General features: G+C 65.1%; 25 protein-coding genes. 17 read left to right on the top strand and 8 right to left on the bottom strand.

Going from position 1 to position 24,420, the window contains the following annotated elements:
* Positions 1–115: 115 nt before the first annotated feature.
* Both AWB80_RS03160 and AWB80_RS03155 read left to right on the top strand, forming a co-directional pair.
* Positions 116–418, top strand: a complete 303-nt coding sequence (locus AWB80_RS03160) for a hypothetical protein (RefSeq protein WP_244206372.1) — start codon at positions 116–118, stop codon at positions 416–418.
* Positions 419–696: 278 nt separating this feature from the next.
* A complete protein-coding gene (locus AWB80_RS03155; protein WP_244206371.1) occupies positions 697–1,002 on the top strand; it encodes a hypothetical protein in 306 nt (101 codons plus the stop codon).
* 51 nt (positions 1,003–1,053) lie between these two features.
* Here AWB80_RS03155 and AWB80_RS03150 read toward each other — a convergent pair whose 3' ends face one another.
* Together AWB80_RS03150 and AWB80_RS03145 are read right to left on the bottom strand one after the other, a co-directional pair.
* Positions 1,054–1,986 (bottom strand): aldose 1-epimerase, encoded by a 933-nt coding sequence (locus AWB80_RS03150; RefSeq protein WP_061173191.1) that lies wholly within the window; start codon positions 1,984–1,986, stop codon positions 1,054–1,056.
* Positions 1,983–2,783, bottom strand: a complete 801-nt coding sequence (locus AWB80_RS03145; protein ID WP_061173190.1) for a phytanoyl-CoA dioxygenase family protein — start codon at positions 2,781–2,783, stop codon at positions 1,983–1,985. Before AWB80_RS03145 ends, AWB80_RS03150 begins: the two co-directional genes overlap by 4 nt.
* Before the next feature lie 211 nt (positions 2,784–2,994).
* On the opposite strand from AWB80_RS03145, the gene AWB80_RS03140 reads away from it, so the two are divergent.
* The 6 genes from AWB80_RS03140 to AWB80_RS03115 all read left to right on the top strand — a co-directional run bounded on the left by AWB80_RS03140 (position 2,995) and on the right by AWB80_RS03115 (position 9,443).
* Positions 2,995–4,083 (top strand): LacI family DNA-binding transcriptional regulator, encoded by a 1,089-nt coding sequence (locus AWB80_RS03140; protein ID WP_244206370.1) that lies wholly within the window; start codon positions 2,995–2,997, stop codon positions 4,081–4,083.
* Between the two features lie 140 nt (positions 4,084–4,223).
* Positions 4,224–5,231, top strand: a complete 1,008-nt coding sequence (locus AWB80_RS03135; RefSeq protein ID WP_061173511.1) for an ABC transporter substrate-binding protein — start codon at positions 4,224–4,226, stop codon at positions 5,229–5,231.
* Between the two features lie 69 nt (positions 5,232–5,300).
* Positions 5,301–6,863 carry a sugar ABC transporter ATP-binding protein gene (locus tag AWB80_RS03130; protein ID WP_061173189.1) on the top strand — a complete coding sequence of 521 codons (1,563 nt, stop codon included), beginning with the start codon at positions 5,301–5,303 and terminating at the stop codon, positions 6,861–6,863.
* Positions 6,853–7,833 (top strand): ABC transporter permease, encoded by a 981-nt coding sequence (locus tag AWB80_RS03125; protein ID WP_061173188.1) that lies wholly within the window; start codon positions 6,853–6,855, stop codon positions 7,831–7,833. The genes AWB80_RS03130 and AWB80_RS03125 overlap by 11 nt, the downstream gene beginning before the upstream one ends.
* A 5-nt stretch (positions 7,834–7,838) precedes the next feature.
* Positions 7,839–8,792 carry an ABC transporter permease gene (locus AWB80_RS03120; RefSeq protein ID WP_061173187.1) on the top strand — a complete coding sequence of 318 codons (954 nt, stop codon included), beginning with the start codon at positions 7,839–7,841 and terminating at the stop codon, positions 8,790–8,792.
* A gap of 96 nt (positions 8,793–8,888) precedes the next feature.
* Positions 8,889–9,443, top strand: coding sequence for a universal stress protein (locus tag AWB80_RS03115; RefSeq protein WP_061173186.1), 555 nt, complete (start codon positions 8,889–8,891; stop codon positions 9,441–9,443).
* Here the strand turns inward: AWB80_RS03115 and AWB80_RS03110 are convergent.
* Complete coding sequence (locus AWB80_RS03110; RefSeq protein WP_061173510.1) at positions 9,422–10,168, bottom strand: IclR family transcriptional regulator; 747 nt, start codon at positions 10,166–10,168, stop codon at positions 9,422–9,424. The two genes, AWB80_RS03115 and AWB80_RS03110, sit on opposite strands and share 22 nt — an antisense overlap.
* 101 nt (positions 10,169–10,269) lie before the next feature.
* Between AWB80_RS03110 and AWB80_RS03105 the strand changes: the two genes are divergently transcribed.
* Positions 10,270–11,457 carry a fumarylacetoacetate hydrolase family protein gene (locus AWB80_RS03105; protein ID WP_061173185.1) on the top strand — a complete coding sequence of 396 codons (1,188 nt, stop codon included), beginning with the start codon at positions 10,270–10,272 and terminating at the stop codon, positions 11,455–11,457.
* Between the two features lie 12 nt (positions 11,458–11,469).
* Here the strand turns inward: AWB80_RS03105 and AWB80_RS03100 are convergent, their stop codons facing one another.
* The 3 genes from AWB80_RS03100 to AWB80_RS03090 all read right to left on the bottom strand — a co-directional run bounded on the left by AWB80_RS03100 (position 11,470) and on the right by AWB80_RS03090 (position 13,412).
* The gene (locus AWB80_RS03100) at positions 11,470–12,453 is read right to left on the bottom strand and encodes a substrate-binding domain-containing protein (RefSeq protein WP_061173184.1); all 984 of its coding nucleotides are present in this window, start codon (positions 12,451–12,453) and stop codon (positions 11,470–11,472) included.
* A gap of 69 nt (positions 12,454–12,522) precedes the next feature.
* Entirely contained in the window at positions 12,523–12,921 is a 399-nt protein-coding gene (locus tag AWB80_RS03095; RefSeq protein WP_061173183.1) for a DUF302 domain-containing protein, read from the bottom strand.
* Positions 12,918–13,412 (bottom strand): GAF domain-containing protein, encoded by a 495-nt coding sequence (locus tag AWB80_RS03090; RefSeq protein WP_061173182.1) that lies wholly within the window; start codon positions 13,410–13,412, stop codon positions 12,918–12,920. The genes AWB80_RS03095 and AWB80_RS03090 overlap by 4 nt, the downstream gene beginning before the upstream one ends.
* Before the next feature lie 289 nt (positions 13,413–13,701).
* Between AWB80_RS03090 and AWB80_RS03085 the strand changes: the two genes are divergently transcribed.
* From AWB80_RS03085 to AWB80_RS03070, 4 genes are all read left to right on the top strand, one after another.
* Positions 13,702–14,943, top strand: coding sequence for an ROK family transcriptional regulator (locus tag AWB80_RS03085; protein ID WP_061173509.1), 1,242 nt, complete (start codon positions 13,702–13,704; stop codon positions 14,941–14,943).
* The gene (locus AWB80_RS03080; RefSeq protein ID WP_061173181.1) at positions 14,933–16,477 is read left to right on the top strand and encodes a sugar ABC transporter ATP-binding protein; all 1,545 of its coding nucleotides are present in this window, start codon (positions 14,933–14,935) and stop codon (positions 16,475–16,477) included. The genes AWB80_RS03085 and AWB80_RS03080 overlap by 11 nt, the downstream gene beginning before the upstream one ends.
* Positions 16,478–16,493: 16 nt before the next feature.
* A complete protein-coding gene (locus AWB80_RS03075) occupies positions 16,494–17,531 on the top strand; it encodes an ABC transporter permease subunit (RefSeq protein WP_061173180.1) in 1,038 nt (345 codons plus the stop codon).
* Between the two features lie 73 nt (positions 17,532–17,604).
* On the top strand, positions 17,605–18,552 hold the full coding sequence (locus AWB80_RS03070) for an ABC transporter substrate-binding protein (RefSeq protein WP_061173179.1): 948 nt from the start codon (positions 17,605–17,607) through the stop codon (positions 18,550–18,552).
* A 5-nt stretch (positions 18,553–18,557) separates the two neighbouring features.
* Here AWB80_RS03070 and AWB80_RS03065 read toward each other — a convergent pair whose 3' ends face one another.
* Complete coding sequence (locus AWB80_RS03065; protein WP_061173178.1) at positions 18,558–19,472, bottom strand: NHL repeat-containing protein; 915 nt, start codon at positions 19,470–19,472, stop codon at positions 18,558–18,560.
* Between the two features lie 147 nt (positions 19,473–19,619).
* On the opposite strand from AWB80_RS03065, the gene AWB80_RS03060 reads away from it, so the two are divergent.
* The 3 genes from AWB80_RS03060 (at position 19,620) to AWB80_RS03050 (ending at position 21,101) form a co-directional block, all read left to right on the top strand.
* Positions 19,620–20,120 carry a molybdopterin-dependent oxidoreductase gene (locus AWB80_RS03060; protein WP_061173177.1) on the top strand — a complete coding sequence of 167 codons (501 nt, stop codon included), beginning with the start codon at positions 19,620–19,622 and terminating at the stop codon, positions 20,118–20,120.
* On the top strand, positions 20,117–20,662 hold the full coding sequence (locus AWB80_RS03055) for a nitrogen fixation protein NifQ (protein ID WP_061173176.1): 546 nt from the start codon (positions 20,117–20,119) through the stop codon (positions 20,660–20,662). Before AWB80_RS03060 ends, AWB80_RS03055 begins: the two co-directional genes overlap by 4 nt.
* 115 nt (positions 20,663–20,777) lie before the next feature.
* Positions 20,778–21,101, top strand: coding sequence for a LysR family transcriptional regulator (locus tag AWB80_RS03050; protein WP_061173175.1), 324 nt, complete (start codon positions 20,778–20,780; stop codon positions 21,099–21,101).
* Here AWB80_RS03050 and AWB80_RS03045 read toward each other — a convergent pair.
* Positions 21,098–22,408: a DUF2325 domain-containing protein gene (locus tag AWB80_RS03045; RefSeq protein ID WP_061173174.1), complete on the bottom strand. Its 1,311-nt coding sequence runs from the start codon at positions 22,406–22,408 to the stop codon at positions 21,098–21,100. The two genes, AWB80_RS03050 and AWB80_RS03045, sit on opposite strands and share 4 nt — an antisense overlap.
* Positions 22,409–22,644: 236 nt before the next feature.
* Between AWB80_RS03045 and lpdA the strand changes: the two genes are divergently transcribed.
* Complete coding sequence (lpdA, locus tag AWB80_RS03040; protein ID WP_087130936.1) at positions 22,645–24,417, top strand: dihydrolipoyl dehydrogenase; 1,773 nt, start codon at positions 22,645–22,647, stop codon at positions 24,415–24,417.
* The last annotated feature ends 3 nt before the right edge of the window (positions 24,418–24,420 follow it).

The raw sequence follows: 24,420 nt of genomic DNA, 5'->3' as shown, positions 1-24,420 counted from the left end.
CTTCGCGCCTGCCCGGCGGTTCTCTCACGGCATGGCGATTGCGCATGAAAGTCGGCGGCGGCCAGCATTTCGCAAGGCGGCACGCATCGAGACTATCGATTAACGGGAGGACACCATGAAGAACGCAAAGAGAAGCCTGCTTGTTTCGGCCATGATTCTGAGTCTGTCGGGCGCGGCATTCGCGCAAGGCGCCGGCGGTGGAGCAGGCGGCGGCACGGCGGGCGGCAACGGAGCCGGACAAGGCGGCACCGGCATGGGCACGCCGAACGCCAACGGCGTGACGGGTTCGACATCGGGCGCGTCAGGCGCGAATACCATGGGCTCGTCGCAAAGCGGCAAGATGCAAAAGAACAAGAAGAGCAGTTCGGGCGGCTCCGATTCCGGCACGTCGGGCGGCGGCGCGGCCAAGACGTATTGAGATCGTCGTCAGTGCGCGCTCGGGCTTCGCGCAAGCCCGAGCGCGTTTTTCGATGAAGTCGCGCAGCAACGATCCCCTCGAAAGTATCCCTGCCAGATAGGGATTTCTCCCGCTCCCTCGTCACCGTACTGTAGTGCCTGAGCGCTATCCATCGCGTCGGGCGATTACTCGTTTCGGCCGTTTTGCCGCTGCGCTCGATCCCATCCATCGACAAAGCTGCAAGGAGTCCGAGAATCGTGTTCCCGGCTGCTTGTGCATTCGTTTCAAGGAGCTGGAACATGAAGGCGAAAACCAAACCGCAATTCTTCGCGATGATGGCTGCGTGCGCGCTCGTGACCACGGTCGGCAGCATCGGCGCGGCGCGCGCTCAGGGCATGCCCGCGGACGCGCAGCAAACCGTGCAGACGATGCGCCCGATGTACATGTCGCAAGCCACGCCCGATCAGTCTCAAACTGCTGCGATGCCCGCGCCGCAAGCCGATGAATCCGCGTACGGCGGCATGTCGTCGGCTGCATCCGCGAGCGGCCGGCGCCAGGGCGGTTGCGGCGACGCACCGCGTTGCGACATCTTCTTCGGTCAATGATCGATCAAAGGCTTTGCGTCGCGGGCGCGTGTCAGCGCCGTTCGCGACGCATCACCCGATGCGAGTCGTCCACGCGAACGTCGCGCTGACCGACTCGCCCGGCTCCAGCACCACGCCGCCCTTCAGCGCGCGCGCCACGTCCAGATTCACCCAATCCGCCACGTTGCTCACCGGCTCCACGCAAAGCAGCCCGGGATGCGCAGCGGGCGCGTACACCACCATGTGATCGAACGGCGCGTCGGCGCTCAACGTGATCGCGCGGCCTTCGTCGGGCCACGCGATCGTCGCCGTGCGCGACCAGCCCGTGAAGTTATTGTCGAGATCGAACGCATCGGCGGACATGCCATCGCTGGACGCCATCGCATCGATGCACGGATGCGGACCCGCGTGCGTCGGCAGCAGATCGGGCGTGCTGTGCCACATCGCGGCGACGCGAGCGTGCACGCGCGTGTTTCGGGTGCGCGGATAGTAGGGATGATGTCCCATGCCAAACGGCATCGGCCGATCGGCCAGATTGCGCGCGGACATCGTGACGCTTAGCCTGTCCGCATCGAGCGCGATGTCCTGCGTCGCTTCATACGCGAACGGCCAGTGATGCGCGGCTTCACGCGAAGGCTCGTGCAGCAGATGCAAGCGCGCCCGCGACGCGGACATTTCCTCCACGCGCCAGCCCAGACGCCACGCGTTGCCGTGCAGCGCGTGTGCGAATTCATTGCCGTCATCGGACAGATCGACGAGCGCGCCGTCGAACATGAAGCGCGCGTCGCGGATGCGGTTGCAATACGGCAAAAGCGGAAAGCTCGCCATGCCGAGCGGATCGCGTGCGGCGAGCGCGGCGGGCGTAGCGGGACGCAGCCAGTCGATCACGCGGCCATCGCGCGTTTCGTCGAACGCCGCGATCGCGCCGCCGACATGCGGCGCGAGCAGCACGCGGCGCACGCCATGACGCAGCTCGACGAGCGCTTCGGACGGTGCGGCGCTCAATATGCGAACTGCCGATAGTTTTCGTCGAACGTACGCGCCGTCGCCTCGACGAGTGGATTAAAGCGCAACAGTCGCCGTGCGCGCGCGGGCAATGCGGCGAACACGTCGCGCGGCACGTCGATATGCACCTCCGGCCGGAAATACCACGCGCGGCTATAGCCGATCACGACCATCGGACGCGGCTCGCCGCTCAGATTCGGCGTGCCGCGATGCAGGCCGCGCACATCGCGAATCATTACGTCACCGAGTTTCATCGGCACGCGTTCGGCGGCAAAGCGCCCCGCTTCGAGGCCGGCGTACGCGTCGTCGCGCGACATGCGATGCGCGCCGCGCGTCGTTTCGAGCGGGCCGTTGCGATCATCGACATCGACCAGCGGGAAATTCACCGCGAGCTGGAACGACGGCGTTTCGGGCGCGTCGTCGAACAGCGGCGGCGTGTCGCGATGCCAGTCCTGATATTCGGAGCCGTGCACGGGCGTATCGGTGGCGAGCTGGCACATCACCGGATCGCGCCCGGCCACGCGCTCCACGATACCGACGATGTCCGCATCGCAAAAGATCGACGGGTCCGCGAATTCGCCTTCGAACGGCAGCGTGACGTAATAGCGGCCCGGTCCGCGATTGCCGCTCGTGGCAGATGCGCGCGCTGCATCCACATGGGCTTGCAAGAGCGGCGCGAATGCGTCGCGCCAGGCTTCGAGCGTCGCGCGCGGGAAATGGCCGCGCAGCAGAACGAAACCGTCTCGTTCGAACGCTTCGGCAAGCGCGTCTCGCGTGCCCTCGTCGTACCTGCCCATGCGCCGTCTCCTCGTCGCGAGTCCGGGGACAGAATCGCATGCGCGTAATCCATTCGTCAATATTATTAGTAATAACCGGTGAAAACCCTGAGCAGAAATGGCCAATAAAAGCGTGCTTTACGCGTCATTCATCACTAATATTAATGGCAGGTTTTCGCGGCCCGCCTCGCTTCGTATGCGTGGCGTCCAGCCGCCCGACGCGCTCCGCACAATGAAAAAATCCACCCAACGCCGCCCGACGATGACCGACATCGCGAAACTCACCGGAGTCTCGCAATCGACGGTCTCGCTCGTGCTGAACAACGCAAGCGGCGCGAAGTTTTCCGACACCACACGCGACAAGGTGCTGCGCGCCGCGCAGGAACTCGGCTATCGCATGACGCAGCGCGAGCCGGTCGCGGCGCTCGAAAGCCAGAGCGAACGGAATCTGATCGTCTATCTTGCCGACGAAATCTCGACGAGCCCGCATCCCGTCGTGAGCATCGACGGCGCGCGCGATGCGGCGTTCGCCAACGGCCGCATGCTCGCGGTCTATTCGACGCACGGCAATGCGGAAATCGAAGCGCGCGTGCTCGACGCGACGCTCGGCAATCCGAACGTGCTCGGCGTGATCTACGCGACGGTGTACACGCGCCGCGTCACGCTGCCCGCCGAGCTCGCCCGCGTGCCGACCGTGCTGCTGAACTGCTACACGAGCGATGCGAGCGTGTCGTCGGTCGTGCCCGCCGAGGTCGCGGGCGGGCATACGGCAACGGATCATTTGCTGGCCGCGGGCCACAGGCGCATCGGCTATATCAACGGCGAGCCGTGGCAGGATGCGGCGCGCGATCGGCTGAAGGGCTATCGGACCGCGCTCGCCACGGCCGATCTGCCGTTCGCGGCGGAACTCGTGCGCGAGGGCGACTGGAGCCCCGGCACCGGCTTCGAGCACACGCTCTCGCTGATGCGCGAGCCGAATCCGCCGACCGCGATTTTTTGCGCGAACGATCTGATGGCGCTCGGCGCGATCGAGGCGCTGAAGCAGCTCGGCCTGCGCGTACCCGACGACGTGTCCGTGCTCGGTTACGACGATCAGGAAATCGCGCGGCATACGCATCCGCCACTGTCCACGGTCGTGCTGCCGAACTACGAACTCGGGCGCTGGGCGGTCGAGACGCTGCTTCAGGAAGAACAGAACCGCGCCGCCGGCGCGCCGGTGAGACGTCGCACCGTCAAGCTCGACGGACCGCTGATCGAGCGCGGCTCGGTCAAGGTATTGGCCGAATCCAGGCATCTCGCAACTAATAATATTAGCGATTGAGTGCTAATAAATCGCGATGAAACAATCGCCGAAGTCGCAGCGATGAAGCAATACGCATCACCACTCTCGCAGCACGCAGACCGGGCAACAACAAGCATCGGCACTACTAGAAAAAGGCAAACCATCCCATGGAGGAAGACATGCTGTCGCTAGAGAAGAAATCGCGTCCGGGCCTGCGCCCGCTCGCTACTGCACTGACCGTCCTGACGCTCGCTGCCGGCTTCACCGCCGCTCACGCAGCCGATGACGGCCTGCCGAAGATCGCCAACAAGAAACCCTTGAAGGTCGGCTTTGCGCAGACCGAGAGCAACAACCCGTGGCGTCTCGCGGAAACGAAGAGCTTCAAGGACATCGCGGCGAAATGCGGCTGGCAGATGGTGATGACCGACGCCAACAGCTCCGCCGCCAAGCAGGTCTCGGACATTCAAAGCATGATCGCGCAGCATGTCGATCTGCTCGTGTTCCCGCCGCGTGAAGAGAAGCCGCTCGTGCCGGTCGTGATGCAGGCGAAGAAAGCGGGCATTCCTGTGATTCTCGTCGACCGCAACATCGACCAGTCGATGGCGAAGGCGGGCAAGGACTACATCACGTTCATCGGCTCCGACTTCATCGATCAGGGACATCGCGCCGCCGACTGGCTCGTGAAGGCGACCAATGGGAAGGCGACGATCATCGAGCTGGAAGGCTCGACCGGCGCGTCCGCCGCGAACGACCGCAAGAAGGGCTTCGACGAAGTGATCGCGAAGAATCCGGGCATGAAGATCATCGCGTCGCAGAGCGGCGACTTCGCGCGCGACAAGGGCCGTCAGGTGATGGAGACGCTGCTGCAGGCGCATCCGGATGTGACCGCCGTCTACGCGCACAACGACGAGATGGCGCTCGGCGCGATCGCCGCCATCAAGGCGGCCGGCAAGCAGCCGGGCAAGGACATCGTGCTCGTGACGATCGACGGCACCAAGGGCGGCCTCGAAGCGATCAAGGCCGGCGAACTCGGCGCGAGCGTGCAATCGAGCCCGTTCTTCGGGCCGCTCGCGTGCGACGTCGCGCAGAAGTACGCGAAGGGCGAGACGATCCCGCCGTGGGTGAAGGTCTCCGACCGCTTCTACGACAAGAGCAACGTCGACGCAAGCATGCAGTACGGGTACTGAGCGAAGTGTGTGTGTCTTGCGGGCGCCTGATCGAAGGCGCTCGCTTTTTCATTTCGACGGACTCACGGCATGGCTCAGACTCCCCTTCTCGACATGCAGGACATCGACATCGCGTTCGGCGGCGTCGCTGCCTTGAAACGCGCGCGCCTGACGGTCACGGCGGGCGAAGTCCACGCGCTGATCGGCCAGAACGGCGCGGGCAAATCCACGTTGATCAAGATTCTCACGGGCGCGTATCGCAAGAGCGCGGGCGCAATCCGCTTCGATGGCCGAGAGGTCGATTTCCGCACGCCGAAGGATGCGCGCGAAGCGGGCATCAGCACGATCTATCAGGAGATCAATCTCGTGCCGTTTCGCTCGGTCGCGGAGAATATCTTTCTGGGACGCGAGCCGCGCCGCTTCGGACTCATCGACTGGAAGACGGCGCAGCGGCGTGCCGGCGACTTGCTCGAATCGTTCGGATTACGGATCGATGTAAAGAAGCCGGTGCGCGAGTATTCCACCGCGATCCAGCAGATGGTCGCGCTGGCGCGCGCCGTTTCGTCGGATGCGAAGATGGTCATCATGGACGAATCGACTTCTTCGCTCGATGAACGCGAAGTCGAATTGCTCTTCACCGTCGTGCGGCGTTTGCGTGACGACGGGCGCGCGGTGATCTTCGTATCGCATCGGCTCGATGAACTGTACGCGCTGTGCGACCGCGTCACCGTGATGCGCGATGGACAGACCGTCGCCGAAAGCACGATGCAGGAGATGGACAAACTCAAGCTCGTCACGACCATGCTCGGCCGCACGCTCGCCGCCGTCGTGCACGAGGACAGCGCGGTGAAGGAAGCCAATCTCGCGAAGCGCGGGCCGGTGGCGCTTTCGGCGCAGGGACTCGCGGCAGGCGCGAAAGTCACGGACGTATCGCTCGATGTGCACGCGGGCGAAGCCGTCGGTCTCGCGGGCCTGCTCGGCTCGGGGCGCACGGAAACCATGCGCCTGCTGTTCGGCGCGGATCGTCCCGCCAGGGGCGCGCTTTCTGTGGGTGGCGAGAGCGCGACGTTCAGATCACCGAAGGATGCGATCGCGCGCGGCGTCGCGTATCTGACCGAGGATCGCAAGGCCGAAGGCATCGTGCCGGAGCTTTCGGTGCGCGACAACCTCACGCTCGTCTGTCTGCCCGCGCTGACGAAGCGCGGCGTGGTCGACGTGGCGAAGCAGCGCGAGATCGTCGACGGGTTCATCGAATCGCTCGGCATCAAGCTGCGCTCGCCGGATCAGCCGATACGCGAACTCTCCGGCGGCAATCAGCAAAAGGTGCTGCTCGCGCGCTGGCTCGCGACGCACCCTCGCCTCCTGCTGCTCGATGAACCCACGCGCGGCATCGACGTCGGCGCGAAGGCCGATGTCGCGAAAATCGTGCGCGAACTGCGCGATGCGGGTCTCGCGGTGCTGCTGTCCGCTTCGGAACTGGAAGAACTGACGGCGGTGGCCGATCGCGCGGTCGTGATCCGCGACGGCGAAACGGTCGCGCAACTCGACGGCGCGCAGATGAACGAAGCGGCCATCATGGACGCGATCGCATACGGCGCGGGCGCGGAGTCCACGCTCGCGGAAGCGGTGGAGGAAGCGAAACATGATCGATGACACGCAACGCGCCGCGCCGATCGTGCAGGCACCCGTGAAGAAGAAACGCGGCATCGCGATTCAGCGCGAAATCGCCGTGCTGATCGCGATGATCGTATTCAATCTGATCTTCACGCAGCACTTCCTTTCGTTGCAGACGTTCAACGTGAATCTCACGCAAGTGGTGACGATCGTGATCGTCGGTATCGGCATGACGCTGGTTGTCGCGACGGGCGGCATCGATCTCTCGGTGGGCGCTTCGATGGCGATTGCCGGTGCGCTCGCGCCGATGCTCTTCATGAATATCGATGGCCCGCTCGGCATTCTGCTCGCGTTCACCTTGCCGATCGTCGCCGCTGCTGCATGCGGCGTGTTCAACGGCTTTCTCGTGACGCGGCTGCACGTTCAACCGATCGTCGCGACGCTCGTGCTGTTCATCGCGGGCCGCGGCATCGCGCAGGTCGTCACCGATGGCAGCCTGCAGGCGTTCAACAATTCCGCGTTTCAATGGATCGCGCTGGGCAAGGTCGCGGGCGTGCCGTTTCAGATCCTGTTGATGCTCGTGCTCGTCGCGCTCTTCACCTGGATCGTGCGCAAGACGCTGTTCGGCAAGTATCTGCTCGTGACGGGCGGCAACGAGGACGCCGCGTATCTCTCGGGCATTCCGACCGCGCGCGTGAAGATGATCGCGTACACCGTATGCGCCGCGCTCGCGGGACTCGCGGGGCTGATTTCGATTTCGGTGAATTCGTCGTCGGATGCGAACGTCGTGGGCCTCGGCGTCGAACTCGATGCGATCGCGGCGGTCGCGGTCGGCGGCACGGCGCTGACGGGCGGCAAGGCGTATATCACGGGCACGCTGATCGGCGCGCTCATCATTCAGTTGTTGCGTTACACGCTGCTCGCGCACGGCATTCCGGATGCCGCCGCGCTCGTGCTCAAGGCCGCGATCATCATCGCCGCGGTGTACGTGCAACGCAAGCGAGGCTGACTGTCATGAAGAAGAACCTGCCAATTCTCATTGCGCTCGTTGCGCTGCTCGTACTTGGCGTCACGCGTTACGAGCATTTCCTGTCGGCGTATAACGTGACGTCGTTCTGGCGATACAACTCGATGTTCCTGTTGATATCGATCGGCATGGCGTTCGTGATCATCACGGGCGGCATCGATCTGTCGGTCGGCACGGTGGCTGCGCTCGCGAGCGTCGTGTCGGCGCTGGCGAGTCCGTATGGCGCGCTGGCCGGTGTGCTCGCGGGATCGCTCGCGGGGCTCGCGGTCGGCGTGCTGAACGGGCTCGTCATCACGCATATGCGGATTCTGCCGTTCATCGTCACGCTGGCGACGAGTCTGGGCGCGCATGGTCTTGCGTTGCTGCTCGGCCATAACGATGCGGTGGCGATTTCGTCGGATATGAATTTCGCGGCGTTCGGGCAAGGCGATTTTCTGGGGATGCCGATTCCGGGGATCGTGTGCGCGGCGGCTGCGATGACCGGATGGGTCGCGTTGCGCAGTTCGCGATTCGGGCGGCATGCGCTCGCCATCGGAGGAAGCGAAGAAGCGTCGCGGTTGATGGGACTGAACGTGGATCGCACGCTGGTCTTCGTTTATGCCGTTTCCGGTCTGCTTGCTGGTATCGCCGGTGCGATTCTCGCGGCGCAGTTCGGCGCGGGGCAGCCGAATGAAGGCGTGGGATGGGAGCTGTTCGCGATTTCGGCTGTGGTGCTCGGGGGTACGCGGCTGACCGGCGGCGATGGGTCCATCGCGATGACGATCGCCGGTGTCGCGTTGCTCGGGCTCGTGTTCAATCTTTTGAACTTCGAGAATGGGCTGGGGTTCATATCGTTGTCGGCGTACTGGCAGTCGGTGATTCGCGGGTTGTTTTTGCTGCTTGTGATCGTGTTGCAGGCTCGGGTTCTGGGTGGGGGTAAGGTGGTCAAGGTGGCGCATTGAGGGATTCGCCGGACTCCGTGTCGACGCGCGCGCTCATTCGCGCCTAAGTCTGCACGGCGATCATCCTGTCTGAACGAACCAGACAGGAGACACATCATGTACAAGCACATTCTCGTCGCGGTGGGCACGAGCCTCAGCGAAAGCGCCCTGACCACCGCCATCACGCGCGCCCGCGCCTGCAACGCGCGCCTGACCGCGCTGCATATCGTCGATCAGACGCCGTGGTGGGCGGTCGTCACCGCCGACAGCAATCCGGGCGAAACGCTCGGCGTCATCGACGATCACGCGCGTGCCGTGACGCGCTATGCGGCGCGGCTGATCGACAGCGCGGGCATCGACGGCGTCGCGCGCAGCATCACGCAGCCGCTCGACGGCACCAGCGTCGGTGCGTTGATCGCGAAGGAAGCGCAAGCGGCGGGCGTGGATCTCATCGTGCTCGGCGGCGAAGCGGATATCGGCTGGCGGCACGGCGAAGCGCGTCTGCGCGATGTAGTGTGCATGCACGCGCGCTGCGACGTGCTGATCGCGGCGCACGCGCCCGCGCCCCTTTATGCGGAAAAGGACATGGAGTCGATCGAGGCGCGCTTCGCCGCGTCGCAGGGCCGCGGAGAAGCGCGCGCATCGCATCGTCAGAGCGCGCCGCGCAAGTGAGCCGCAAGCTGCACGATGCCGATCGAGATCTGCTTTTCACGTTTCGGATCGAGCCGGCCAACCGGCACGCTCGTCGATACCGCGACGCGCTTGCCCGCCGGCGTCATCCCGACGAAGGCCGCGAAACACGCGAGACCCTCGGCGACTTCCTCACGCTCGACCGCGAGCCCGCTCGCGCGGATCGCCGCGAGTTCGCGTAACAGCGCCGCGCGCCGCGTGATGGTGCGCGGCGTCACCGCTTCGAGGCGCTCGGGCAGACGCTCGACGATGGCTTCGTCGGTCATGCCGGCGAGCAGCGCCTTGCCGAGCGCGCAGCAATGCGCGGGCAGACGCGAACCGGGATCGGAGACGAGCCGCACCGGACGATGCGCATCTTCGCGCGCGATATAAACCACCTGCACGCCGTCGAGCACGGCGAGCTGCACGACCTCGTTATGCTTGTTGATGAACGCGCCCGCGCCTTCGCGGAACGCGGCCTGCAGCTTGTCGTGACGCACATACGCGTTGCCGAGCTCGAACAGGCCGACGCCGATCATGTAGCCGTCGTCGCGCTTGTTGATCCATTGCATGCGCGCGAGCGTTTCGAGCATCAGATACAGCGTGCTGCGCGACAGGCCGGTCTGTTCCGCGAGCGTGGCGGCGCGCACGGGCTTGGCGGCTGCGGCGAGCGCTTCGAGAATGTCGCTCGCGCGGCGCAACGCGGGGACGTCATAGGTTTTTTCCATGTGCAGATATTCCAACAGGTTGGACATTTAATCAACCCGATGGACACCACCACGCACGCGGGCTACGATCGGCTTTCCTTTCCCGCCCGTCATTCGCATTCATGCAAACCGTCAACGTCTCCTCCTGTCTGCCCGAAGATTTCGCCGATGCCGTGCTGATCGGCCGCGTCTGGCGTCCCGCGCCGGTGAACGGTCCTGCTGTCGTCGCAGTGCGCGGCGGCGAAGTGTTCGATATCACGCGCGCCGCGCCGACCACCGCCGATCTCTTCGATAGCGCCGACGCACTCGACATCGCCCGGAACGCGGAAGGCGAGCATCTCGGCAACGTGCAGGATCTGCTGCAAGCGACACTCGATGCCTCCGACGATGGCCTGCGTCTGCTCGCGCCCTGCGATGTGCAGGCGGTAAAGGCGTGCGGCGTCACGTTCGCGGTGAGCTTGCTGGAACGCGTGATCGAGGAACAGGCGGGCGGCGACGCGAGCCGCGCGCAGGAGGTGCGCGACACGATCAACAAGCTGATCGGCGCGGATCTCTCGCAGATCAAGCCCGGTTCGGAAAGCGCGGCGAAGCTGAAGGCCGAGCTGGAGCGTCGCGGCGCGTGGTCGCAGTACATGGAAGTCGGCATCGGGCCGGATGCGGAAGTGTTCTCTAAGTCGCAGCCGATGTCGTCGGTCGGTTTCGGCGCGGATGTCGGCCTGTATCCGACATCGCAATGGAACAACCCGGAGCCGGAGATCGTGCTCGCGGTGAATGCGCGCGGCGAGATCGTCGGCGCGACGCTCGGCAACGACGTGAACCTGCGCGATATCGAAGGCCGCAGCGCGCTGTTGCTCGGCAAGGCGAAGGACAACAACGCGTCATGCGCGATCGGGCCGTTCGTGCGCCTGTTCGATGAGCGCTTCACGCTGGATTCGGTGCGTGGCACGAGCGTGTCGCTGCGTATCGAAGGCGCGGACGACGGCTTCGTGCTCGAAGGCGTCAGCCACATGAGCGAAATCAGCCGCGATCCGGCCGACCTCGTCACGCAGACGCACGGCGCGCATCATCAGTATCCGGATGGCTTCATGCTGTTCCTCGGCACGATGTTCTCGCCGATCAAGGATCGCGATACGGCGGGCGGCGGATTCACGCATCATCTCGGCGATGTCGTGACGATCTCGACGCCGAGCCTCGGCGCGCTGGTCAATACCGTGAGGCTCTCGACGGAAATCGAGCCGTGGACGTTCGGCGTGAGGGCGTTGTATCGGAGTCTTGCAGCGCGGGGGTTGTTGGGGAAGGCGGGGGAGTGATTCAGGGGCGTCTCACGCTCCCCCAAACCGGAACCCCTTCGCCTGCCCCTTCGTCACCAGTTGCACCGGCGTCTCCATATACGGCGATAAATCCCTCTGCCGCCGCTTCTCCAGCAACGCCTTCACGGCCACGTCCACACCGAACACCGCCTGCCGCGCGCCGAATTGCTCGACCGTCGCAAGCAGGCGGCCATCGTCCAGCATCGGCTGCACGGCTTCGATGTTGTTGTAGCCCGTCACGAGCACGCGGCCTCGCTTCCCGGCAATACGGATCGCATCGATCGCGCCCATCGCGATGTTGTCGTTCGCGCAAAGCAGGCCGCGCATATCCGGATGCGCGTAAAGCATCTGCAGCGCGATCGACTTGCCGCTCGCGACGGTCCAGTCGCCGCCGTCCGTGTCGGCGATACGCATGCCCGCCGCGTTCATCGCTTCCCTGAAGCCGAGCGTGCGTTGCTGCGAATTGCGATCGGTCGCCGGCCCTTCGATGATGCCAACCTCGTCGCCCGCCTTCAGCTTCGAGCCGAGATACGCGCCGACGAGTTTCGCGCCGCGCCGGCTGTCCGGCCCGACGAACGGAATCGCGAGGTCCGCCACGTCCTGCGCGGCTTCGTCGAACGGATTGTCGATGGCGATCACGATGATGCCCGAGGCAATCGCCTTCGCGGCCACCGGCAGCAACGCCTTCGAGTCCGCAGGCGCGATGACGATCGCGTTGGTTTTCGCGTCGATCAGCGTCTCGACGATGTGAATCTGCCCGGCGACGTCATTGTCGGCGAGCGTGCCGTGCGTGCTCAGATCGAGTTGCGATGCGTAGTGCCGCTGGTAATTGCGCGCGCCTTCGATCATCGAGACAACGAACGGATCGTTCAGCGACTTCATCACGAGCGCGACCGTCGCCTTGTCCGATGCCGCGCGCACGTCGCGCACGCGCGCGAACGCACACACGCTCAGGGCGCACGCGGCAAGCAGGCGGCGGCGGGCAAGGCTCGTCATGAGATTTTGAGACGGATGAAAACGTCTCATTGTAGACGCAGGCGTCTGCCCGCCGATGACGCCAGCTTGTCAGCGCGCCGCCGCCTCCGCGAGCGCGGCCACGCCGCTCAGCGGTTTCATCAGATCGGCATCGAGTCCGTGACGCGCGCGCAGATAATCCGGCGCGTTATAGGAAAGCCACGCGCGGCCATCGGCGTCTTCCCATGACAGCACCTTGAGCGGCAAGTCGAGCGCGACGCTCGGCACGGCCTGCATCAGCGGCGTGCCCGCCTGCGGATTGCCGAACACGAGCAACTGGCTCGGCCGCATCGTGAGGCCGGCGCGCGCGGCGTCGCCGCTGAAGTCGATGCGCGCGAACAGGATCAGCCCGCGCGCGCGGATCAGCGCTTCGAGCTTGTCGGCGGTCGCGACGGCGCTTTGCGCGCTCGCGATCGTGACGACGCCGTTGTCTGCGGGATCGATGCTCATTTTCTCCACGCGAGCGCGACGAACGCCGTGCACAGCGCTTCCATGCCGAGCGCGTCTTCGTCGTCGAAACGGTTCGGCACGGGGCTGTCGACGTCCCATACGCCGATCAGCGTGCCGTCGCTCGCGACGAGCGGCACGACGATCTCCGAGCGCGACGCCGAATCGCACGCGATATGGCCGGGAAACGCGTGCACATCCGGCACGACCTGCGTGCGCCGCTCGCGCGCCGCCGTGCCGCACACGCCGCGTCCGAGCGCGATCCGCACGCACGCCGGCTTGCCCTGAAACGGCCCGACGACCAACTCGTTGCCGTCGAAGAGATAGAAGCCGGCCCAGTTCAGATCGGGCAGCGTGTGAAAGACGAGTGAAGAAAAATTCGCGGCATTGGCGATGAAATCGGTTTCATCGCCAATGAGCGCGCGGGTTTGCTGAAGCAGCTCGTCGTATTGCGCCGCCTTGGTGGCGTGCGTGGCCTGGGAGATCGAGAACATGAAACGGCGAAGGAAGTGTCGAAAAGTGTCGCCGACGATAGCACATCGATTCGGCCGATGCTTCGAGTAAGCGCTTGGAAGTGCCCGTCGCATCGCCTAGTGTGAATCGCACCGGGTCCACGGTTTGCGGATGCCCGGCATCGCGCCGCCCGCACCCTTTCTTCAAAAAACGCTTAAAAAGCGGCTCCGGGATTTCCCTCCTTTACTTCGACGCGCCGTCGTTCTTAAATAAATCAACTTGATTTAATTAATGGCCACGAGTCGATGGCCGTCTTCGGAGACGCAGCGCGTGAAATCCCCCAGCGGCAGAGGAAGCAATTCCGCGAACGTACGCCGGTACAACGAGCGGCTGCTGTTGCAGGCGCTGCGGCGTGCCGAACCGGCGTCGAAGGCCGAACTCGCGCGCCACGCGAATCTGACGAGCACGGCGGTCGGCAGCATCGTCGAATCGCTGGAAAATGCGGGCCTGATCGAATACACCGGACGACGTCTCGACGGCCAGCGCGGCCAGCCCGCGTCGCTGATCCGGCTCGATCCGCGCGGCGCATTCGGCATCGGCGTGCGGCTGGATCGCACGGGCATCGAGACAGTGCTCGTGAATTTCGCCGGCGACGTGCTCGCCCGCAGCGTCCTCGATGCCGTGCTGCCGCATCCGTCCGAAGTGCTGAAGATCGTGCAGCGCGACATCGCTAGCATGCTCGGCCTGCTGAGCGCGCCGGAACGCGAGCGGCTGACGGGCGTCGGCATCGCGCAGCCGTTCAACCTCGGCAGCTGGCTGCGCGAACTCGGCCTGCCCGCCGAAACCTTCCGCGCCTGGGACGAAACCGATTTCGCCGATGAACTCGGCCGCGCGCTGTCACTGCCCGTCTTCAGCGAGAACGACGGCAACGCCGCCGCGACCGCCGAACTGTTCTACGGCCACGGCCGCCGCTGCGACGACTTCGTCTATCTGTTTCTCGGCTCGGCGATCGGCGGCGGCGTCGCGATCAATGGCGACTGCCTGCGCGGCACGTCGGGCAATGCGGGCGACATCGGCGTGATTCCGGTGCCACCGAGCCGCCTGCCTTCCGCGCCGCAGCCGTCCGGCCGCTGGGACATCCTGCTGTCGCGGGCGTCGCTGAACTCGCTCGTGCGGCATCTGAACTATTGCGGCGCGGCGGCGGACAACCGCATCGATTTGCAGGCGTGCATCGAGCAGCGTCTGCCCGCGGTCGACGAGTGGATCGACGACTGCATCGAAGCGCTCGCGCCCGCCCTGCGCGCGACGCTCTGCGTGCTCGACGTGCCGATGGTCGTGATCGATTCGGATATCGACGGCGGCCTGCTCGACAAGCTCGTCCAGCGCCTTTCGACGACGCTCGCCGCCAACGCCCCCGAAGCGCGCGGCACCCCGACGCTCGTGCGCGGCTCCTTCGGCCCGGATGCGGGTGCGATCGGCGCGGCCACTTTGCCGATGTTCTTCAACTTCTCACCGCGCGCGGCGATCCGCCACGCGGGCTTCAAATCGCAAGAGGTGAACCATGCCGCATGACCCGTCCCGCCCGCCGCCGCTTCTCGAAATGCGCGGCATCAGCAAAACCTTTCCGGGCGTGCGCGCGCTCAATGACGTGCGCCTGTCCGTCTATCCCGGCGAAGTGCATTCGCTGATGGGCGAAAACGGCGCGGGCAAGTCCACGCTGATGAAAATCCTGTCGGGCGCATATCAGGCCGATGCCGGCGGCCAGATTCTCATCGACGGCAAGACCGTGACCATCGACGGACCGCTCGCCGCGCGCGCGCTCGGCGTCGCCGTGATCTATCAGGAACTGAGCCTCGCGCCGAATCTTTCCGTCGCGGAGAACATCCACGCGGGACGCGAACTGCGGCGCGGCAGGCTGGTCGATCGCAAAGGCATGGAGCGCGGCTGCGAGGACGTGCTGAAGCGCCTCGGCGCGAGTTTCAAGCCGCATACGCTCGTCGGCGATCTGTCGATCGCGGAGCGGCAGCTCGTCGAAATCGCGCGCGCCGTGCACGCGCATGCGCGCATCCTCGTGATGGACGAGCCGACCACGCCGCTCTCGTCGCGCGAAACCGATCGTCTGTTCGAACTCGTGCGCACGCTGCGCGCGGAAGGCATCGCGATCATCTACATCAGCCACCGCATGGCGGAGATTTACGAGCTGTCGGACCGCGTATCGGTGCTGCGCGACGGCGCGTATGTCGGCACGCTGATGCGCGACGAACTCTCCGCCGACAGCCTCGTGAAGATGATGGTCGGCCGCGACATCTCCGGCTTCTACAAGAAGGAGCACGCGCCCTACGATCCGGGCAACGTCGTGCTGTCCGTGCGCGATATCGCCGACAACAATCGCGTGAAAGGATGCAGCCTCGATCTGCACGCGGGCGAAGTGCTCGGCATCGCGGGACTCGTCGGCGCGGGACGCACGGAACTCGCGCGGCTGATTTTCGGCGCGGAAGAAAAGACCCGCGGCGAAGTGTCGATGCACGGCAAGCCGGTGAAACTGCGCACGCCGCGCGACGCGATCGATGCCGGCCTCGTCTATCTCACCGAAGACCGCAAGGGCCAGGGCCTGTTCCTCGACATGAGCGTGCGCGACAACATCAACATCACGATCGCCGGACGCGACGCGAAAGCGGGCGTGATGGATCTGCCGCGCGGCAACACGCGCGCGAAGGACGCGATCGCCGCGCTGACGATTCGCGTGCCGAACATGCGCGTGAACGTGGGCGCGCTGTCGGGCGGCAACCAGCAGAAGGTGCTGCTCTCGCGCCTGCTCGAAACGAAGCCGGAAGTGCTGATCCTCGACGAGCCGACGCGCGGCGTCGATATCGGCGCGAAGTCGGAGATTTATCGAATCATCAACGATCTCGCGCGCACGGGCGTCGGCGTGATCGTCATCTCGAGCGAGTTGCCGGAAGTGATCGGCGTGGCGGACCGCGTGCTCGTGATGCGTGAAGGCGAAATCGCGGGCGAACTCGGCGGCCATTCCGGCAAGCCGATTTCACAGGAAGGCATCATCGAACTGGCGACGGGCTCGAAGATCAAGCTCGATCAGGCGGCTTAAGGATACGGAGAGAGACATGGCTAACACGACGAAACACCAGGAAACAGGCGCCGCGCCGGTTGCGAAAGCAGAAAGCACGACCCAGCGGCAGAGCCGCATCGAACATCGCGAGCGCATGCAGGTGCTGATGCGCACCGCCGGCATGCTGCCGGTGCTGATCTTGCTGTGCATCGGCTTCGGCATCGTGACGGATGGCTTCTTCAGCTTCCAGAACATGTCGATCGTCACGCAGCAGGCATCGATCAACATCGTGCTCGCGGCAGGCATGACCTTCGTGATTCTGACGGGCGGTATCGATCTGTCGGTGGGCTCGATTCTTTCGGCGGGCGCGGTCGCCGCACTGCTCGCATCGAACATTCCGGGCTGGGGCTGGCTCGGCGTTCCGGCGGCGCTCGCGGTCGGTCTCGGCTTCGGCGTGGTCAACGGCCTGTTGATCGCGTTGCTGAAACTGCCGCCGTTCATCGTCACGCTCGGCTCGCTCACCGCGGTACGCGGCATCGCGCGGCTGATCGGTCACGACACGACCATCTTCAATCCGCAACTGTCGTTCGCGTTCATCGGCAACGACACGCTGTTCGGCGTGCCCTGGCTCGTGATCATCGCGCTGCTCGTCGTGCTCGTGTCGTGGTTCATCCTGCGACGCACCGTGCTCGGCCTGCGCATCTATTCGGTCGGCGGCAATCCGGAAGCGGCGCGTCTTTCGGGTATCAAGGTGTGGGGCATTCAGCTCTTCGTCTACGCGATCTCGGGCTTGCTCGCGGGTCTCGGCGCGGTGATGTCCGCCGCGCGTCTCTACGCCGCGAATGGTTTGCAGCTCGGCCAGTCGTATGAACTCGATGCGATCGCCGCGGTGATTCTCGGCGGCACGAGCTTCGTCGGCGGCGTGGGCTCGATCGTCGGCACGCTGGTGGGCGCGCTCATCATCGCGGTGCTGACGAACGGTCTCGTGCTGCTCGGCGTGTCGGACATCTGGCAATACATCATCAAGGGCCTCGTGATCATCGGCGCGGTGGCGCTCGATCGTTACCGTCAGCGCGGCTCGGCTCGCACCTGAACTTTCGCTATCCGGGCGCATTCGGGTCCGCGTGCGCCCGCCCTCGAAAAAAGGACCAACTGGAGACAACAACATGCGCAAACACAACAAGCTTTTCGCCAGCGTCGCTCTCGCTCTCGGATTCACCCTGTCGCTGTCGGCGCACGCCGCCGACAAGCAGTTGAAATCCGTCGGCATCACGGTCGGCTCGCTCGGCAACCCGTACTTCGTGACGATCGCAAAGGGCGCGGAAGCCAAGGCGAAGGCCATCAATCCGAGCGCCAAGGTGCAGGCGGTGTCGTCGGACTACGACATGAACAAGCAGTTCACGCAGATCGACAACTTCATTTCGGCGCACGTCGACATGATCCTGCTGAACGCCGTCGATCCGAAGGCGATCGAGCCGGCGGTGAAGAAGGCGCAGAAGGCGGGCATCGTCGTGATCGCGGTGGACGTGGCGGCGGCGGGCGCGGACGCGACCGTGCAGACCAACAACGTGCAGGCCGGCGAAATTTCCTGCGACTTCCTCGCGAAGAAGCTCAACGGCAAGGGCAACGTGGTGATCGAGAACGGGCCGCAGGTGTCGGCGGTGATCGATCGCGTGAACGGCTGCAAGAGCGTGCTCGCGAAGAATCCGGGCATCAAGGTCCTGTCCGACGATCAGGACGCCAAGGGCTCGCGCGAAGGCGGCATGAACGCGATGCAGGGCTATCTCACGCGTTTCCCGAAGCTCGACGGCGTGTTCGCGATCAACGATCCGCAAGCGATCGGCACGGACCTCGCGGCGAAGCAGCTGCATCGCGGGAATATCGTGATCACGTCGGTAGACGGCGCGCCGGATATCGAAGTGGCGCTGAAGTCGGATACGTCGGTTCAGGCATCGGCGAGCCAGGATCCGTGGGCGATGGCGCAGCAGGCGGTCAGCGTCGGTTATGACCTGATGAACGGCAAGAAGCCGAGCAGCTCGACGATCCTGTTGCCGTCGACGCTGGTGACGCGCGAGAACGTCGGCAGCTACAAGGGCTGGTCGTCACCGCGCTGAGCACGTCAGCGGATGGGCGCGACGCGCAGCGCGCTCGGCTTGTCCGGCGCGCCCGAGCGGTCGACCACGATGAGCCGTTTGCGCGCGACGTCCACCGCGACGCCGCGCGGCGCTTCGAGACCGTCCATGACGACGGTCGCCCGGCCGCGCTTCGAGAAGCTGCACACGGCGTGCGCGCTGCATTTCGTGTAGAGCGTGCCGTCGGGCGTCGCGGCCATCAGGTCGGGCGCATCGACGGTCGCGAAGACATCGCTGGCAGGCACGGGCGCGCTCGCCGCCCGCGCCGCCTGCAGATCCACCTTGTAGATGCGGTTGGCGGCCTGATCGCTGATGTAGAGCGTTCCGCCGACGGCCGCGAGACCAACCGGCTTCGCCAGTCCGCCGACGATGTCGCGCTCGATCATCTGGCGCGGCGCGCTGCCGCGCGTAATCACGCTCACGCCGCCTTCGGGCGGCGCGCTGCCCTCCTTCACGAACCAGCTCGACAGGAACGTGCCGCTGTCGAGCACGAGCAAGCCCAGACGACGCCGCGCCGAATTCGTATCCGACGCGAGCGCGACCTGACCGCTCGGCGCGATATTGAAAACGGCGCCCGCCGTGCCGAAGCCGAACTGCTCGACGAGCAGATGCCCGTTCGGCGCGAACGCGATCTGGCTCAGGCCGGTGCGCTCACCCTCCGCGTGAGGAATGCGCGCGTAGAGCGAGAACGCGGGCGCGTCCTCGTCGCCGATGTGCGTCGTCATCACGATGCCGTTGGTTCTGTCGTCGGTGACGAAAACTGCGCCGTCCGCATCGCGCACCGCGACGCCGTTGGGCGTGCCCGCGAGCGGCACGGTCTGCGCCGTCGTGCCCGGCGCGACCGAGCCGCACGCCGCGAGGAACATCGTCATGGCGAATGCCGCCGTCAGCCGACGCTTCATGCGTTTCTCCCGTCGATAAGCCGTAGATCATGTCCGTCATGCCGCAGCAAACATGGCATCGGGCCGGACATCGTAATATAGTCGCAGATACAACGCCGCCCCGTCCGCTTAACACGCGTCTTTTTCGCGCTTCTTACGTCAAACGCCATGGAACTTGCGCAACCGATTCCTGCTCTCTCCGCCACGCTCGACGGACCCGTCGTCGAGATCGGCGGCGCCGTGCAACGACCGCTCACGCTCGATCTTGCCGCATTGCGCGAATTCGCGTGCGCGCACATCGCGCCTTTCGATCTGGTTTGCTTTTCGACGGGCCGCTACATCCGTCCGATGGGAAGTTATCGCGGCGTGCAGTTGCGCGTGCTGCTCGACGCGGCGGGCGTGCGCCGTCCGGACAACTCGGATTTCAAGCGCACCGTGTTTCTTGCGCACGCGCACGACGGCTACGCCGTGACGTTTTCGTGGCACGAACTGTTCAATACGCCGATCGGCGCGCAGGTGATCGTCGCGTATGAGTGCGCGGATCGCGAACTCGGGGTCGAGGATGGTTTGCCTGTGCTCGTGTCGGGTGCGGACACGGTGCACGCGCCGCGTCACATGAAACGCCTCGTGCGCGTCGATGCGCACGTGCTGGGTACAGCGCATCGATGAATGCGCCAGCGCGTGCGTTGCTCGCGCACGCCGCCCATCCCGATGCGCCCGATACCGTGCTGTTCGCGCGGCTCATCGGCGCGCGCATCGAATCGAATGATCTCCTTTTGCTCGGGCTCGATGCCGGCGCGTTCACGGCGCTGATCGGCCGGCATTTTCCCGGCGCGGCGGTCGATCGTGCGCCCGGTGCGATTCTGTCGTCGCCGCATCGCGTATTCGTGCGCGATCTGCACGGGTTGCTGATGTGGCACGACCGCACGGCGAACCGGTATCGGGAAGACGCGTTTTGTCTCGCGACGATCATCGCCGCGGCTTCGTTGCGGCCGGATCATCTGTGGCGCGATCTCGGCCTCGGCGGGCGAGATGACGTCAGCGAGATGCTGGCGCGGCACTATCCCGTGCTGGTCGCGCGCAATGTCGCGAACCTGCGCTGGAAGAAGTTTCTCGCGCAAGAGGTCGCGTATGCGCGAGGCGTTGCGCCGACTTGCGCGCCGGGATGTCCGGGGTGTGAGGATTATGGGGTTTGCTATCCGGGAAACTGATCGAGCCGCCCCACTCCCTTCGTGTATCCTCTCCGGCATGGCGACGACCCACAAACCATCCCAAAGCGCACCCGAAGCAGACCCGGCAGACCACGCCGCCGAAGTCCGCTTTCGCATGCGCATCACGAAAGGCGAGACCATAGCGATCGGCCCGGGCAAGGTCTCGCTACTGGAAGCGGTGCATAAGCACGGCTCGATCTCGGCGGCGGCGCGCAGCCTCGACATGTCGTACCGGCGCGCATGGCTGCTCATCGACGAACTCAACCGCTCGCTCAAATCGCCCGCGACGATCTCCGAGCAAGGCGGTCAAAGCGGCGGCGGCTGCGTGCTGACGCCGGTCGGCGAGAGCATCATCCGGCTTTATCGCGAGGTCGAAACGCAGGCGCAAGCGGCCTGCGCCGGGCAAATCGAATCGCTCACGAAGCTGCTCAAGCCTTAACCGTGACGCAGGCAGAACGCGGACGGCGGCGGCGCGCTCGCCCGCGTGTCCTGCGCGCTCGCGGCCAGCCGCGCGACGAACTCCACGAAGCTCGCGACGCTCGCCGTGCGCAGCGGCGAATACTCGACGCCATGCCGCTCACAGACGCGCTTGAGCATGCTCATCGAATCGTGATCGATGCAGTCGACGGGAAACAGCACGACATCGGCGTTCGGCAACGCGGCGGCGAGCAAGCCCTTGCGATCCTCGATGCCGCCGTCGTGGACGATCAGCTCACCACCCGCCGCTTCCACCAGCGACTTCAGCACCGCGTTCGAATTCGGCCTTCCGCCGACATAGACGATACGCCTGCCATTCACCCATTCGACAGCGCGCTGGCGCGCGTCGGGCTGATCGTCGGCGTCGAGCGTCGCGCGTTCCAGCGCCGCGCATTCGGCCTGCACGACTCTAAGGAGCGCCTGCGCCTCGCCCAGCTTGTTGCGCAACGCGCGCGTCTCGTCCTCGTCGTGCTGCGCGCGCTGCTCGGCGGCTTCGCGGCGGCTCGTGTGCAGCGCAAGACGGCGCTCGCCGTCCTCCACCTTCTCGCGCAGGCGCTCGACTTCGGCTTCGAGCTGCGCCGTCGACAGGTCCGACTTGCGTTCGGCGAGCGCAGCGAGTTGCAGCGCCTGTGCGTTCGATTGCATGAGCGACGCATCCCGCTCCGCGCTCAGTTCGAGCAGACGCGCCTGCTGACGTTCGATCTTGTCCCTGAGGCCGGCGTTCTCCGCTTCCAGCGCCACGAGCCGACGGATATCCGCGCGATTCGCCGCGCCCACCAGATGCGACAGCATGTGCAGTTCGCCGAACGCGGCCTGGCGCACTTCTATCGTCGCGTGCGGATGCGACATCACCGCCCAGTACGCGGGCGGGATGTCGCCGGACCTGAGCGCGTCGTTCCATAGATCGAGCAACGCCTGCGGATCGCGCGCGGCATCGAAACGGCGGATCGCGCCCGCGTAGCGCTCGTCGAGCGCCTTGTTCAGCGCCTTCGCGCCCGCGCCGCCCGCGATCGCGAGTTCGACGGCCGCATGATGAATCTCCAGATCGCTCGCGTGGTGGCGGTCGAGATCGGTGAATTTCGGCACGAGCTTGCGCAGCTCGCCGGTCGAAAGACAGGTGCCGATGACCGAGCAATGCAGATTGGCATCGAGTTCGGCAAGACGCGCACGCCGCCGCGACGAGCGCAAATCGGCTTCGGTCGGCTGGCAGCACGCATCGCGATGTGCATGTGCGCTCGTGCGGGCAAGTTGAAACGGAGGGGGCTGCATGGTCACCTCGTGCTCGATCGGCTGGGCCGGAAGGTGTGCTCTGGGTCGGTCAATGCGTGCTTCGTAATATACCACTGAATATAACGACGACGAAAACACGGATCGATGTCCGCGCCGCTTGCCGCGCGCGCGGTGCGGACAGGGCGTATCCTACGACTTCGGCGCGCCGGGCCGGCCTGGACAAGGCGGCATCCACGTTTCCAGCCGCGAAAAAATCGCTTACAAGGAGAATCTGAATGGCCAGGATTGAAGTCAAGGTTCCGCAGCTTTCCGAATCCGTCACCGAAGCGACGATGTTGCCGTGGAAGAAGAAAGCGGGCGACACCGTGACGCAAGACGAAATCCTCGTCGAACTGGAAACGGACAAGGTCGTGCTGGAAGTGCCTGCGCCGTCGGCGGGCACGCTCGCGGAAATCGCGAAGCAGGCTGGCGATATCGTTCACGCAGACGAAGTGCTCGCCATCATCGATACCGAAGCGAAAGCGTCCGCCGCCGCGCCCGCGTCCGCGCCTGCGCCGGAAAAGCCTGCCGCTCAACCCGCGCCAGCCGCAGCGCCCGCGCCCGCCGCCGCTTCAGCCCAGAAAGCCGACTTCGATGTGATCGTGATCGGCTCCGGCCCCGGCGGCTACATCGCCGCGATCCGCGCCGCGCAGCTCGGCCGCAAGGTCGCGTGCGTCGAGGAATGGATCAACCACGCCGGCAAGCCGAAGCTCGGCGGCACGTGCCTGAACGTCGGCTGCATTCCGTCGAAGGCGTTGCTGGCGTCGAGCGAGCAATTCGAGAAGGCGCAGCTTCATTTCGGCGATCTCGGCATCAACATGGACAACCTTTCTGTCGACGTCGACAAAATGGTCGGCCGCAAGGAAGCGATCGTCGAAAAGATCACGGGCGGCGTCGAATTCCTGTTCCGCAAGAACAAGATCACGTGGCTCAAAGGTCACGGCAAGCTCGCGGGCAAGGACGGCGCGAATTTCAAAATCGACGTGAGCGGTGACGGCAAGACCGAAAGCCATACCGCGCAACACGTGATCATCGCGACGGGTTCGAAGGCGCGTCATCTGCCGAACGTGCCGGTCGACAACAAGATCGTCTCCGACAACGAAGGCGCGCTCGCCTTCACGTCCGTGCCGAAAAAGCTCGCCGTGATCGGCGCGGGCGTGATCGGCCTCGAACTCGGCTCGGTGTGGCGCAGGCTCGGCGCGGAAGTGACGATTCTCGAAGCGCTGCCCGAATTCCTCGGCACGACCGACACCGCGCTGCAAAAGGAAGCCGCGAAGCTCTTCAAGAAGCAGGGACTGACGATTCACCTCGGCGTGAAGATCGACAGCGTGAAGACCACCGATTCGAGCGTTGCCATTTCCTACCAGGACAAGGACGGCAACGCGCAGACGCTCGATGCGGACCGCCTGATCGTGTCGATAGGCCGCGTGCCGAACACGGACGATCTCGGCCTGGATTCGATCGGTCTTTCAGCCGACGAGCGCGGCTTCATTCCCGTCGACGGACATTGTGCGACGAAAGTCCCGAACGTCTACGCGATCGGCGATGTCGTGCGCGGCCCGATGCTCGCGCACAAGGCCGAGGACGAAGGCGTGCTGGTGGCGGAAATCATCGACGGGCAGAAGCCGCACATCGACTACAACTGCATTCCGTGGGTGATTTACACGCATCCGGAGATCGCGTGGGTCGGGCAGACGGAGCAGGCGCTGAAAGCGGCGGGCCGCGAGACCAAGGCCGGCCAGTTCCCGATGATGGCGAACGGCCGCGCGATGGGCATCGGCGAGACGGACGGCTTCATCAAGATCATCGCCGATGCGAAAACCGACGAGATTCTCGGCGTGCATATCATCTCGGCGAACGCGTCGGATCTGATCGCCGAAGCGGTGGTCGCGATGGAGTTCAAGGCGGCGAGCGAAGATCTCGGGCGCATTTGCCATCCGCATCCTTCATTGTCGGAAGTGATGCGGGAGGCGGCGCTCGCGGTGGACAAGCGGGCGTTGAATATCTGACGC

Origin of the sequence: Caballeronia pedi (assembly GCF_001544915.2) — a bacterium.
GTDB lineage: Bacteria > Pseudomonadota > Gammaproteobacteria > Burkholderiales > Burkholderiaceae > Caballeronia > Caballeronia pedi.
This window is presented reverse-complemented; position numbering and strand designations above follow the sequence as displayed.